Genomic DNA, 13,785 nt, shown 5'->3' with positions numbered 1-13,785 from the left:
ATCCAGCTGACCAGTGAAGGGGAGACAGATGCAAATCCAGAATAATGTGTTCATCGTGACGGGCGGCGCTTCAGGCCTGGGCGCGGCCACCGCGCGCACCATCGTGGAGGCGGGCGGCAAGGTCGTGCTGGCCGACGTGCAGCAGGAAGCGGGCGCGGCGCTTGCCGCCGAGCTGGGCGCCGCGGCACGGTTCGTGAAATGCGACGTGACGTCGGAGGCGGACGGCCAGGCCGTCGTCGCGGCGGCGCTCGCGTTGGGCAGCCTGCGCGGCCTCGTCAACTGCGCCGGCGTCGCGCCGGCCATCAAGACGGTCGGCAAGGACGGCCCGCATCCGCTGGACGCGTTCCAGCGCGCCGTCAACATCAACCTCGTCGGCACCTTCAACATGTGCCGCCTCGCCGCCGATGCCATGGGCAAGGAAGAGGGCCTCGAACACGGCGAGCGCGGCGTCATCATCAACACGGCGTCGGTCGCCGCGTTCGACGGCCAGATCGGCCAGGCCGCCTACGGCGCGTCGAAGGCCGGCGTGGCCGGCATGACCCTGCCGATGGCACGCGACCTGTCGCGCAGCGGCATCCGCGTGATGACGATCGCGCCCGGCATCTTCGAGACGCCGATGCTGATGGGCATGCCGCAGGAAGTGCGCGATTCGCTGGGCAAGATGGTGCCGTTCCCCCCGCGCCTCGGCATGCCGCGCGAGTACGCGCACCTGGCCAGGACCATCATCGAAAACGTCATGCTGAACGGCGAGACGATCCGCCTGGACGGCGCGATCCGCATGCAGCCGAAGTAAGACGGCGTGAGCGGTTAAGCAATTTCGGTTACGATGCTCCATGGTATCGAGCGCGCGGCCGGCCGCCGCGCGTTGTCGATCGGCGCGCGGCCGGCCGCCGCGCGTTGTCATTCTTGGAGATCGCATGAAATCGAAGTTGCTCGCCCTGGTCCTCGGCACCGCGTTTGCCGCTGCCTTTCACCCGATCGTCGCGTTCGCGCAGGACGCGCCGACCCTGCAGCAGGCCCCGGAAGCCGCCAGCGGTTACACGGAAAAGGCCGGCTGGATCGCGCGCAACTACATGGTGGCGGCCGCGAATCCGCTGGCCGTCGAGGCGGGTTACGAGATGTTGAAGCAGGGCGGCACGGCGATCGACGCGGGCATCGCGACGCAGTTGGTGCTCACGCTCGTCGAGCCGCAATCGTCCGGCATCGGCGGCGGCGCGTTCCTGATGTATTACGACGGCAAGAAGGTCCAGGCCTACGACGGCCGCGAGACCGCGCCGTCGAAGGCGGACGAGCACCTGTTCCAGCATCCGGACGGCACGCCGATGTCGCGCCGGGAAGGCATCGTGGGCGGCCGCTCGACGGGCGCGCCGGGCGTGCTGCGCATGCTCGCGCTGGCGCATCGCCAGCATGGCAAGCTGCCGTGGAAGGCCTTGTTCCAGCCGGCGATCCGCCTGTCCGAGCAAGGATTCGCGGTCAGCCCGCGGCTGCACAGCCTGCTCGCCGAGGATGCTTACATCCGCAAGGACCCGACGGCGCGCGCCTATTTCTACGCGCCGGACGGCAAGCCGTGGCCCGTCGGCCACGTGCTGAAGAACCCCGCGCTGGCGCGTACCCTGCACGAACTCGCGGACGGCGGCGCCGAGGTGTTTTATACGGGCCGGATCGCGCGCGACATCGAAGCGAAGGTCAAGAGCCACCCGACCAATCCCGGCCTCCTGAGCGCCGCCGACATCGCCGCCTACCAGCCGAAATTGCGCGAGCCCGTCTGCAACGACTACCGCGCCTACACCGTGTGCGGCATGCCGCCGCCATCGTCGGGCGGCATCGCCGTGGCCCAGATGCTCGGCATGCTCGAGACGCGCGACATGAAAGCGCTGGCCCCCACCGACGGCATCCCCGGCACGGAGGCCGTGCACCTGTTCACGGAAGTGGGCCGGCTCGCATACGCGGACCGCGACCGCTACGCCGCCGACACCGACTTCGTCCCGCTGCCCGGCCGCGGCATCCCGGCGCTTCTGGACAAGGGCTATCTCGCCCAGCGCGCCAGCCTGATCGGCCAACGTTCGATGGGCAAGGCGCAAGCCGGCCATCCGCCCGGCGTCGAGTCGGCGTGGAACTGGGGCATGGACAATTCGATCGAGGCGCATTCGACGTCGCACATCGTCGCCGTCGATCCGTACGGCGCCGGCCTGTCGATGACGACGAGCGTCGAGGACGCGTTCGGGTCGCGCCAGATGGTCGACGGCTTCATCCTGAACAACCAGCTCACCGACTTCTCGTTCGATTCGCGCGACGCCAACGGCCCCATCGCCAACCGCGTCGAGCCGGGCAAGCGCCCGCGCAGCGCGATGAGCCCGACGATCGTGTTCGACAAGAAGACGGGCCGGTTCGTCGAAGCCGTCGGCTCGCCGGGCGGTCCGCTGATCATCAACTACGTGGCCAAGGTCCTCGTCGGCACGCTCGACTGGGGCCTCGACATGCAGCAGGCGATCTCCCTGCCCAATTTCGGCAGCCGCAACGGCCCGACCGAGCTGGAGACCGGCCGCTTCCCGGCAGCCGAGATCGCGGCGCTCAAGGCGCGCGGCCACACGGTGCGCGTATTCGAGCAGACGTCCGGCCTGCAGGGGATCGCGCGGATGAACATCCACGGCGTGCCGCTCCTGTTCGGCGGCGCCGATCCCCGTCGGGAAGGCATCGCAAAAGGCGAGTAATGGTGGGGCCTCGATAAACCTGCTGCGCGTCGCTGAGCCGGCCTGCGATGCTCACCGTGCCGTAAGTACGGCTGCGCTTCTCGGCCGGCGCTGCTTCCGGCCGCTACGGTTTCTCAAGGCCATGATACGGCGTCGACCAGTTGTCGAGACCTGAATACAACGAAGTATTAGCGAACTATTTGTCGAGAAGCTATTTATTCACCGCAAGTTAAGCAGAGTTTGCTAATCTTGCCGTGTGGACATTGAACGTAAAACGGGGTTGATCCTCAGCGGAGGCGGCGCGCGCGCGGCTTACCAGGCTGGGGTCTTGCAGGCAATCTCCCGCATCCTGGGGGAGGCGGGCTGGCCCGCCGCGCGCAACCCGTTCGATATCATCTGCGGCACGTCCGCCGGCGCCCTCAACGCCGCCGCGCTGGCCTGCCGCGCCGACGACTTCAGCGACAGCGTCGACCAGCTGGCGGACGTGTGGGAAGGTATCGACGTCACGCAGGTGTATCGCGCCGACTCGCTCGGCGTGCTGCGCTCCGGCGCGCGCTGGCTGTCGCTGCTGTCGTTCGGCTGGATGCTGCGCCAGTGGCATGCGGCGCCACCCACTTCGCTGCTCGACAACACGCCGCTCGTCGGCCTGCTGCACCGCATGCTCGACCTGCCGCGCCTGGACGCGGCGCTGGCCAGCGGCTGCCTGGATGCGCTGGCCGTCACCGCGTCGTCGTACAGCGGCGGCCAGCACGTGACGTTCTACCAGAGCGAGCGCGAGATCGCGCCGTGGAAGCGCCACCAGCGCATCGCGCTCGCGGGGCAGATCGGGGTCGAACACCTGCTCGCGTCGAGCGCGCTGCCGTTCATCTTCCCGGCCGTGCCCTTGTACCTGGACGGCCGCCAGGAATTCTGCGGCGACGGTTCGATGCGCCAGCTGGCGCCGATCGCGCCCGCGATCCACCTGGGCGCGGACCGCGTGCTCGTCGTGGGGGCGGGGCGCATGAACGAAACCGTGAACCATTTGCCGGCACGGGTGCGCTATCCGAGCCTGGCGCAGATCGCCGGTCACGCGCTGTCGTCGATCTTCCTCGACAGCCTCGCGATGGACATCGAGCGCCTGCAGCGCGTCAACGCCACCCTCGCCATGGTGCCGGACGAGCTGCTTGCGAAGACGCCGCTGCGCCGCATCGAGCTGCTCGCGATCGTGCCGTCGGAGCGCCTGGACGACATCGCGGCGCGCCACGCGGGCAACCTGCCGGTGCCCGTGCGGACGCTGCTCGGCGGGATCGGCGCCATCGAGGCGCGCGGCGCCGCGCTCGCGTCCTACCTGCTGTTCGAGAGCGGCTACACGCGTGAACTGATGGCACTGGGCCAGCGCGACACCTATGTCCGGCGCCACGACGTACTGGAGTTTTTCGAAGCATGAGACGATGGTATTCCGCGCTCAAGGCGCTCAACGCGCTGCTGGCGCTTGCGTCGATGTTGCTGTGGCTCGGGTGCGCCCAGGCCGCGCCGACGCCGACGCTGCGCTTCGAACACCTGTCGGTGGACGACGGCCTGGCGCAGGAATCCGTGCTGTCCATCGTCCAGGACCCGGACGGCTTCATGTGGTTCGGCACGCAATCCGGCCTGTCGCGCTACGACGGCTACCGCTTCACGAATTTCCGCAACGTCGTCGGCGATCCCAAGACGCTCGCCAACAACTGGGTGCGCGTGCTCTACGTCGACCGCAAGGGCCGGCTGTGGATCGGCACGGACGGCGGCCTCGATCGCTATGAACCCGCCACCGGCGCGTTCTCCCATTTCCTGCCGGACGAACCGGCCAAGCGCGGCAACGGCAACCGCCACATCCGCGCCATCCTGGACGACGGCAAGGACGGCCTGTGGCTGGCGACGGCCGACGGCCTGCAGCACTTCGACATCGCCAGCGGCCGCTTCGACACGTGGCACCACGTGCCCGGCGTGCCGGACAGCCTCGCCTCGGACAAGCTGACGGCCCTCGCGCGTGGGCGCGACGGCCACCTGTGGATCGGCACCTCGGCCGGCCTGGACAGCCTCGATCCGGAGCGCATGCACTTCCGCCACCATCCGTCGCCGCGCGGCGGCAAGTACGACTTCGTGCAGGCGCTGATGGTCGACGCCGGCCAGGGCCTGTGGGTCGGCAGCATGGGCGGCCTGGAACACCTGCCGGTCGGCCAGAAGGGCGAGGTCCGCACCTTCGGCGCCGGGGACGGCATGCCGCCCGGCGAGATCAGCGTGTTGTACGAGGACGCCGAGCGCCAGGTCTGGGTCGGCGCGCATGACCGCGGCCTGTACCGCTGGCTGCCCGCGCAGGACAAGTTCGAACGCCATCCGCACCGCATCACCGACAGCTACAGCCTGGGCGACAACCAGGTCACGGCGCTGTACGGCGACCGCGTGGGCACGTTCTGGGTCGGCACGTGGTACGGCGGCGTGTCGCGCGCCGACATGGGCAGTGGCGGCTTCGCGCGCATCGTGCGCGGCGACGACACGCCGCTCGCGCTGGAAGACAACAAGGTGCGCGGCATCGTCGGCGACGGCGGAGGCAAGCTGTGGCTGGCGACGAACGGCGGCCTGCACCTGTTCGACCCGGCGACGGGCGCGGACCAGGCGTGGCGCCTGGCGCCCGTCGAAGCGGGCATCTCCGGCGATGCGATGGCCACGTCGGTGGCGCTCGGCCGCGACGGCGTCGTGTGGCTCGGCACGCGCAACGGCCTGGCGCGCTTCGACCCGGCGACGGGAAAGCTGACGCGGCGCACGCTGTCCGCGGACGACGTCGACGCCAACTACGTGCGCAACGTCCACGTCACGCGCGACGGCACCGTGTGGGCCGCGAGCCGCGGCGGCCTGCACCGCATCACGCCCGACGGCAAGCTGACGACGTACCAGCACGATCCGGCCGTGGGCGCGAGCCTGGCCGACAACATCGTGCGCCCGATGCTGGAAGACCGCCACGGCCGCTTCTGGGTCGGCACGTTCGACGGCCTCGACCTGCTCGACCGCGCGACCGGCAAGTTCCGCCACTTCCGCCACGACCCGGACGATCCGACGAGCCTGTCGCACGACGAGGTGCATTACCTGCTGGAAGACCGGCGCGGCGACCTCTGGGTCGGCACGGCCGTCGGCCTGAACCGCATGGTGATCGGTCCCGACGGCACCCCGCGCTTCCAGCGCTACACGGTGCGCGACGGCATGGCGGACGACGTCGTGGCCGCGATGCAGGAAGACCTCGACGGCTTCATCTGGGTGTCCAGCTCGAGCGGCCTGCACCGGCTCGATCCGGCCAGCGGCGCCTGGCGCAACTACAATGCGACGGACGGCACGATCGAGGGCGCCTATTTCGACGCGTCGGCGCTGCGCGTGGCCGACGGCACCCTTTATTTCGGCGGCAACAACGGCATCACGGCGTTCAATCCGCGCGCGCTGCACGACAACCTGATCGCGCCGCGCGCCGTCATCACGGGCCTGCAGATCTTCGGCCAGCCGTGGCAGGACGTCCGGCCGGGCATGCTGCCGGGGCCCATCGAACGCCTGTCCGGCATCACGCTCACGCCGCAGGATTCGGTGTTCTCGCTGGAGTTCTCGGCGCTGCACTTCGCCGCGCCGGGCCGCAACCGCTTCGCCTACCGCCTGGTGGGCTTCGACCAGGACTGGATCGGCGTCGACGCCAGCAAGCGCTTCGCCACCTACACGAACCTCGACCCGGGCCGCTACACGTTCCAGGTGCGCGCGGCCAACAAGGACGGCATTTGGAGCGACGCCGCCGCGACGCTGGAAGTCACGGTGCTGCCGCCGTACTGGAAGACGTGGTGGTTCCGCACGTTGTGCGCACTGGTCGTGGTCGGCTGCTGCTACGGCGCCTACCGCATCCGCGTGGACGTCCTGCGGCGCCAGAAGGCCATGCTGGAACAGCAGGTCAGCGCGCGTACCGAAAGGATCGAACAGCAGAACCGCCTGCTCGAACGCCAGACCGAGGAATTGCGCGAGCAGGAACGCCAGGTGCGGCGCCGCACCAACGAGCTGGCGCTCGCCAACGACGCGCTGCAGGAAAACGAGGAGCGGCTGTACCAGGCCAAGCAGCGCGCCGAAGACGCGACGCGCCAGAAGTCCGAATTCCTGGCCAATATGAGCCACGAGATGCGCACGCCGCTGGCCGGCGTGATCGGCATGCTCGGCTTCGCGCTGCGCGACACGATCCTCAAGGAGTCGACGCGCGAGCAGATCCTGCGCGGTCAGGCGAATGCGCAATCGCTGCTCGCGATCATCAACGACCTGCTCGATTTTTCCAAGATCGAGGCGGGCAAGCTGACCATCGAGAACATCGACTTCGTCCTCGACGAGAACATCGGGCACGTGGTCACCCTGTTCGAGGAACAGGCCGGCGCGCACAGCGTGGGCTTCGGCGTGAGCCTCGATCCGGACCTGCCGCGCTTCGTCGTGGGCGACCCCACGCGGCTGCGCCAGGTCCTCGTGAACCTCGTCGGCAACGCCTTCAAGTTCACGGAGAGCGGGTCCGTCACCGTGCGCGTCGAACGCCGTCCCGAGGACCAGTACGACCGGGCCGGCCGCAACATGATCCGCTTCTCGGTGGAAGACACCGGCATCGGCATCGCGCCGGACGCCTTGCCGCGCCTGTTCCAGAAATTCGAGCAGGCCGACGCGACGACGACGCGGCGCTACGGCGGCACGGGCCTGGGCCTGGCGATCTGCCGCCAGCTCGTCGAGCTGATGGGCGGCACGATCGGCGTGGCCAGCACGCCGGGCGTCGGTTCCACGTTCAGCTTCGTGCTGCCGCTGGCGGACGGCGTGCAGCCCCCGGTCGTCGACGACCGGCCGCGCGCGCCGCACACGCACCGCCTGCGCGTGCTGTGCGCCGAAGACTACCCGACCAACCAGATCATCGTGCGTATGATGCTGGAAGAACTGGGGCACCAGGTCGACGTCGTCGAGAACGGCGCGCTGGCCGTTGCGGCCTGCGCGCGCACGCGCTTCGACCTGATCCTGATGGACGGCCGCATGCCCGAGATGGATGGCGCGTCGGCCACGCGCCTGATCCGCGCCGGCGGCCCGCTGGAGGCGCCCGTGCTCGACCAGCACCTGATGATCGTCGCGCTCACGGCCAACGTCAGCGAGGAAGACCGCACGCGCTACCTGGCCTGCGGCATGGATGCCTTCATCACCAAGCCGATCGACGACGCCCAGCTGCACTTCCACCTGACGCGCGCCATCGAGCGCCAGCTGCAGCGCGGCATCGTGCTCCCGCGGATGCCGGAGCCGGCCGCGCGCGCGCCGTCGACAGCGGAGCTGGACGCCATGTTCGACGTCCCGAGCGACCCGCTGCTCCCGGCCGTGGCGGCGCACAACGCGGGCCGCCGCACGGGCGACCTGAAGGAGCGGCTGCGCGGCGCCTTCCTCGCCGACCTGCCGCGCCGCCGCGCCGAACTGGACATCGCGCTGGCGCAGGGCGACCACGATACGGTCGGACGCGTGCTGCATGGCCTCAAGGGCAGTGCGGGCTACCTCGGCGAGGCGTCGCTGCGCGCGCTGTGCGCCGAACTCGAAGGGCTGGCCGACGCGGGCCAGCTGGATGCCGTGCGCGCCGGCCTGCCGCGCCTGCTGGACCTGCTCGCCCGCTTCGAAGCCGAACCAGCCTGAATCGTGCGCACCCCGGATGTCTGTATAATTTCCATTTAACAATTGCGACACATGGGGCAGGGATGAAGGTTTTGTTAGTCGACGATGACGTCGTGTCGCGCATGATGCTGATGCACATGATCGACAGCGCGGCCAGCGGGGTATTCGATGTGCTGGAAGCGGAGGATGGGGAAGACGCCTGGACACAGCTGGACGGCGGCCTGGACCCCACGATCGTCTTCTGCGACCTGCGCATGCCGCGCCTGTCCGGCATGGAATTGCTGGCCCGCGTGAAGGCCGATGCGCGCTTTGCCGGCCTGCCGTTCGTCCTCGTCTCGGCCGCTGCCGACGGCGCGACGATGGAGCAGGCGCTCTCCCTGGGCGCGGCGGGCTACATCGTCAAGCCGTTCGACAGCGGGCGCGTCGCCCTGCACCTGACCCCGTTGATGCGGGCGGCGGACGAGCAGCCCGCGGCCACGCTGCGCCGCCTCGGCATCGACGCCACGCGCCTGCTGCTGTACCTCGGCGGCCTGCAGCGCCAGCTGGTCAGCGCCGGCACGGACCTGGCCGCGATGCTGGCCGCCAGCCAGGTCGACGCCGCGCGCGCCCACCTCGCGCGCCTGTGCGAAGGGTGCCGCACGCTCGGCCTGCATGGCGCCGCGGCGGGCTTCGACGCCCTGCGCGCCGCCCCGGACGACGCCGGCCTCGCCCGCGAACTGGAAGCCGCGCACCGGGCCGTGTTGCGCCAGACGGATGCGATCCGGCACCTCGCGATGTGATCCGTTCGCCCTGCCGGCAACGTTAAATTCCTGCTGGAAAAGCCGAAAAATGTCATAAAAATGTTGTAAATCTACCCTCCACACGGCTGCGGATTCCGGCATACTGGTCTTTTGCCGTGGCCGGCATGCACCACTCCCCAGGCAGTACGGCAACTTGTCGGGCGTCTTTTATGCCCCGTACGGGCCGCGCCAAGCGCGCGCCGTCCGTCATGAGCTTGTCATTAAAATGGTCGACTTTGCACGGCAGCGCAGAACTGCCGGGAGCTGCTATCGACCAGGGATTGCATGAGCGAGGATTATGAAGACCACGGTTTCCCCCAGCCCGACTTTCCTCACCGGCGGTGGCCAGACGGCCGCGCGTATCGCCGCCCACGACTGGCGCGCCACGCCGCTCGGGCCCATCGAGGACTGGCCGGCCGCACTGCGCACGGCACTGGGCCTGGCGCTGAATTCCCGGTTCCCCACGTTCCTGTGCTGGGGCGCCGACCTGATCAGTTTCCATAACGACGCCTACGCGCCGTTGCTCGGCGACAAGGCCGCGCTCGGCCTGCCGTTCCGCACGGTCTGGTGCGAAGCGTGGGATACGGTCGGCCCGATCGCCATGAAGGCCTATGCCGGCGAGGCCACCTGGCACGAGGACACGCCGGTGCCGATGGCGCGCCACGGCTATCCGGAACAGGCCTGGTTCACCTTTTCGTACAGCCCCGTGCGCGACGACGACGGCACCGTCGGCGGCATCCTGTGCACGGTCGTCGAGACGACGGACAAGGTGCGCGCGCTCGCGGCGCTGCGCCAGAAGGATGAGACGCTGCGCCGCCTGAACGAGGCGCTGACGCACCAGGTCGCGTCGCACGCGAGCGATCGCGAACGGCTGTGGCGCATCTCGCCCGACGTGATGTGCGCGGCGTCGCTGGCGACGGGGCGCTTCCTCACCGTGAACCCGGCGTTCAGCGCGAGCTTCGGCTGGAGCTTCGACGAGGCGACGTCGCGTCCGTTCATGGACATGGTGTACCCGGAAGACCGCGACGACGTGCTGGAAAAGATGCACGTGCTGGCCGGCGGCATGCCGCTCGTCGGCTACGAAGTGCGGCTGCTGCACAAGGACGGTTCGTACCGCTGGGTGGCGTGGACGATCTCCCCGGAGGGCGAGCTGCTGTACGGCGTCGCGCGCGACGTCACGGCCGAAAAACACCAGGCCGACGCGCTGCGCCAGGCCGAGGAAGCGCTGCGCCAGTCGCAGAAGATGGAAGCGGTGGGCCAGCTGACGGGCGGTCTCGCGCACGATTTCAACAACATGCTGGCGGGAGTGACGGGCCACCTGGAACTGATGAAGCTGCGCCTGCGCATGGGCCAGACGGGCGACCTGACGACGCGCATCGACGCGGCCCTCGGCGTGACCCAGCGCGCGGCCGCGCTCACGCACCGCCTGCTGGCGTTCTCGCGCCGCCAGGCGCTCGATCCCAAGCCGACCAGCGTCAACGCGCTCGTGATGTCGATGACGGACCTGATCGAGCGCGCCGCCGGCCCGTCCATCGCCGTGCGCACGCGGCTCGCGGCCGCGCTGTGGACGACGCTGTGCGATCCGAACCAGCTCGAATCGGCTTTGCTCAATCTCGCGAACAATGCGCGCGACGCCATGCCGGAAGGCGGGCTGCTCGTCATCGAGACGGAAAACGTGACCCTGAGCGCGGCCCAGGCGCGCCGCCATGGCGACCTGCGGCCCGGCGAGTACGTGCAGGTGAGCGTGCGCGACAACGGTGCCGGCATGCCCCCGGACGTGGTGGCGCGCGCGTTCGATCCGTTCTTCACGACCAAGCCGATGGGGCAGGGCACGGGCCTGGGCCTGTCGATGGTGTACGGCTTCGCGCACCAGTCGGGCGGCAATGTGCGGATCGAATCGCGGCCGGGGCAGGGCACCGAGGTACGCCTGCTGCTGCCGCGCCACCTCGTGGAAACGCCGCCGGCGGAAAGCGCGGACGTCGGACCGCCGCTGGAAGCCGGCAGCCGCAAGGGCGTCGTGATGGTCGTCGACGACGAGGCGGACATCCGCGCCGTGATGAGCGAGGTGCTGGAACTGCAGGGCTACACGGTGCTTGTCGCCTGCGACGCCCCGCAGGCGCTGCGCCTGCTGAAGGACGCGCGGCCGGACATGCTCGTGACGGACGTCGGCCTGCCCAACGGCATGAACGGGCGCCAGCTCGCCGACCACGTGCGCGTGCAATGGCCGCAACTGCCCGTGCTGATGGTGACGGGCTATGCGGAAAGCACGGTCATGAAGAACGAAAAACTGCCCGCGCAGATGGAAATCCTGACCAAGCCGTTCGCCATGAACGCGCTGGTGGACAAGGTCGGGAGCATGTTGTCGCAGGGACTCGGCACCGAAACCGGCGCCGAGACCGGCGCCGAAGCCGCCTGACGGCTCCGGCTCCGGCGCGGCGCCCACGTCAGGCGGCGAGGTCGTTCCGCCCGCCGGCGTCGTCCAGCGTCACGAGCTCGCCGAAATGCACGGTCCGCGTGGCGATGTCGTGATACGCACCCACGAGCCCCATCTCGCCGCGCGCGACGCGCTCGCGCAGGAAGGCGCTGCCGGCGACGATCTCGTCCAGCGAATTCTCGATGTTGCGGCGGGTGACCTGTTCCAGCAACGCCTGCCCCGCGGGCGGATGGTGGGCGCCGCACTGGCAATCCTCGATCGCCTTGCGGATCTTGCCGGTGATCGCGCCGACGCTGTGCGACCCCTCGTTCTGCAGCGCGAGGCCGATCGCGCCGCAGCTCGAGTGGCCCTTCACGACGATCAGTTTCGCCCCCAGCTTGTGCGCGATTTCCAGGCTGCCGATGATCTCGCGGCTGATCACGTTACCCGCGATGCGCACCGTCAGCAGGTCGCCCAGGCCCGCATCGAAAATGATTTCCGGCGACGTGCGCGAATCGATGCAGTTGACGACGACCGCCATCGGATGCTGTCCGGCCGCCGTCGCCTCGACCTGGTGCAGATAGTATTTGTTCGTCGTGCGGCCCGCGCGGAAGCGTTCGTTGCCGGCGCGTAGCAATTGCAGGACGTCGTCCGGGCGCAGCTTCTTCTGCGTGGCCTTGTCGAGTGCGGGCACGAACTGGATCGGATCGTGCAGGCGGTATTCGTCGCGCAGGCCGATGACGTTCAGCCGCACGTTGCGTTCCGCCGCCACGACGCGGTAATCGTCGATGATCTCCAGCACATCGTTGTCGATATAGTCCGTGTTGGCGGCGTCGATCACGACGTGCGCATTCTCCGGGATATCCCACAGCGCGCTCTTGATCGTCGCCTTGTTCAGGAACGACACCTGGTTCGGCAATTCCATCTTGACGACGTCGCCTATGTGCAGGCGATACTGCTCGAGCGAAAACGGATTACGGAAATTGCTGCGCATCAGGTAGAACAGGCTTGCCGCGAGGCCGATCAGCACGCCGGTCAGCAGGTCCGTGAACACAATGGCGGCGACGGTGACGGCGAACGGCAGGAATTGCGACCAGCCCTTGCGGTACATGTCGCGGAACAGGGAGACCTTGGCCAGCTTGTAGCCCGTCACGATGAGGATGGCGGCCAGCGCCGCCAGCGGAATCAGGTTCAGCGCGGGCGCCAGCACGAGCACGCTGGCGAGCAGCAGCACGCCGTGGAAAATGCTCGATGCCTTGGTCCGGTTGTCGTTCTGGACGTTGACGGAGCTGCGCACGATGACCGACGTGACGGGCAGGCCGCCCAGCAGGCCGGCGCAGATATTGCCGATGCCCTGAGCGACGAGTTCCCGGTTCGGCGGCGTTTCACGCTTGTGCGGATCGACCTTGTCGACCGCTTCCACGTTCAGCAGCGTTTCCAGCGACGCGACGATGGCGATCGTGACGCCGACGATCCAGACGTCGTGGTTCGTGAAATGGGCGAGGTCGGGGAATCGCAGGTAATTCCCCAGGTTGGCCATATCGAGGGGCGGAATATCGACGAGGTGGGCCGGTGCGATGCTCAGCGCCGGAAAGAACCGGTTGAACGTCAGATGCAGCAATACGCTCAGTGCGACGACGAACAGCGGCGCCGGGAGCAATTTGACGTTTTTCAGCGGCGTCTTATCCCAATACACCAGGATCAGCATCGATACGAGCGCGATGATCAGCGCGCCCGGCGTAATGGCGGCGGCCGCGTGCAGAATGGCCGAAAACGTATTTTCGCCATTGGCCTGGATAAAGGATGTTTCGTCGGCATGGTTGCTGTCATAGCCGATCGCATGGGGAATCTGTTTGAGAATCAGCAGGATGCCGATCGCCGCCAATAATCCCTTGATGACATTCGAGGGAATGTAATTGGCGATGAAACCGGCGCGGGCGACGCCCAATATCAATTGCACCACACCGGCAATCAATATCGATGCGAGCAGGACTTCGAATGCGCCGAGTTTCGCGATCGAGGCCAGTACGACGGCCGCCAGTCCGGCGGCGGGGCCGCTGACGCTCGTGTGGGAACCGCTGGCGGCACCGACGACGATGCCGCCGATAATGCCGGAAATAATCCCGGAAAACAAAGGCGCGCCCGAGGCGAGGGCGATACCGAGACACAGGGGCAAGGCGACAAGGAATACTACTATGCCGGCCGGCAAATCGTACTTGAGGGTATTCGTATGCATGGGAATCTCACG

7 protein-coding genes are annotated in these 13,785 nt (G+C 68.3%); 6 read left to right on the top strand and 1 reads right to left on the bottom strand.

Annotated features, from left to right (window positions below):
* The first annotated feature begins 28 nt into the window (after window positions 1-28).
* From U9J41_RS07585 to U9J41_RS07560, 6 genes are all read left to right on the top strand, one after another.
* The gene (locus U9J41_RS07585; RefSeq protein ID WP_322401527.1) at window positions 29-793 is read left to right on the top strand and encodes a 3-hydroxyacyl-CoA dehydrogenase; all 765 of its coding nucleotides are present in this window, start codon (window positions 29-31) and stop codon (window positions 791-793) included.
* Between the two features lie 124 nt (window positions 794-917).
* Entirely contained in the window at window positions 918-2,711 is a 1,794-nt protein-coding gene (ggt, locus tag U9J41_RS07580) for a gamma-glutamyltransferase (protein ID WP_322401525.1), read from the top strand.
* A gap of 235 nt (window positions 2,712-2,946) precedes the next feature.
* Window positions 2,947-4,116, top strand: a complete 1,170-nt coding sequence (locus U9J41_RS07575; protein WP_322401523.1) for a patatin-like phospholipase family protein — start codon at window positions 2,947-2,949, stop codon at window positions 4,114-4,116.
* Window positions 4,113-8,366, top strand: a complete 4,254-nt coding sequence (locus U9J41_RS07570; protein ID WP_322401521.1) for a hybrid sensor histidine kinase/response regulator — start codon at window positions 4,113-4,115, stop codon at window positions 8,364-8,366. Before U9J41_RS07575 ends, U9J41_RS07570 begins: the two co-directional genes overlap by 4 nt.
* A 62-nt stretch (window positions 8,367-8,428) precedes the next feature.
* Window positions 8,429-9,124, top strand: coding sequence for a response regulator transcription factor (locus tag U9J41_RS07565; RefSeq protein ID WP_322401519.1), 696 nt, complete (start codon window positions 8,429-8,431; stop codon window positions 9,122-9,124).
* 298 nt (window positions 9,125-9,422) lie between these two features.
* Window positions 9,423-11,540, top strand: a complete 2,118-nt coding sequence (locus U9J41_RS07560) for a hybrid sensor histidine kinase/response regulator (protein WP_322401518.1) — start codon at window positions 9,423-9,425, stop codon at window positions 11,538-11,540.
* Window positions 11,541-11,568: 28 nt separating this feature from the next.
* Here U9J41_RS07560 and U9J41_RS07555 read toward each other — a convergent pair whose 3' ends face one another.
* Window positions 11,569-13,773 carry a bifunctional SulP family inorganic anion transporter/carbonic anhydrase gene (locus U9J41_RS07555; RefSeq protein ID WP_322401516.1) on the bottom strand — a complete coding sequence of 735 codons (2,205 nt, stop codon included), beginning with the start codon at window positions 13,771-13,773 and terminating at the stop codon, window positions 11,569-11,571.
* Window positions 13,774-13,785 lie beyond the last annotated feature (12 nt).

Origin of the sequence: Massilia luteola, from assembly GCF_034420155.1 — a bacterium.
GTDB lineage: Bacteria > Pseudomonadota > Gammaproteobacteria > Burkholderiales > Burkholderiaceae_D > Telluria > Telluria luteola.
Note: the sequence above shows the minus strand (reverse complement) of the source record. Positions and strands in the feature narration are given on the sequence as shown.

Bases quoted from the DNA above. Each gene is read 5' to 3' on its own strand.
- U9J41_RS07585 (WP_322401527.1), top strand. From the start codon at position 29: ATGCAAATCCAGAATAATGTGTTCATCGTGACGGGCGGCGCTTCAGGC.
- ggt (WP_322401525.1), top strand. From the start codon at position 918: ATGAAATCGAAGTTGCTCGCCCTGGTCCTCGGCACCGCGTTTGCCGCT.
- U9J41_RS07570 (WP_322401521.1), top strand. From the start codon at position 4,113: ATGAGACGATGGTATTCCGCGCTCAAGGCGCTCAACGCGCTGCTGGCG.
- U9J41_RS07565 (WP_322401519.1), top strand. From the start codon at position 8,429: ATGAAGGTTTTGTTAGTCGACGATGACGTCGTGTCGCGCATGATGCTG.
- U9J41_RS07560 (WP_322401518.1), top strand. From the start codon at position 9,423: ATGAAGACCACGGTTTCCCCCAGCCCGACTTTCCTCACCGGCGGTGGC.
- U9J41_RS07555 (WP_322401516.1), bottom strand. From the start codon at position 13,773: ATGCATACGAATACCCTCAAGTACGATTTGCCGGCCGGCATAGTAGTA.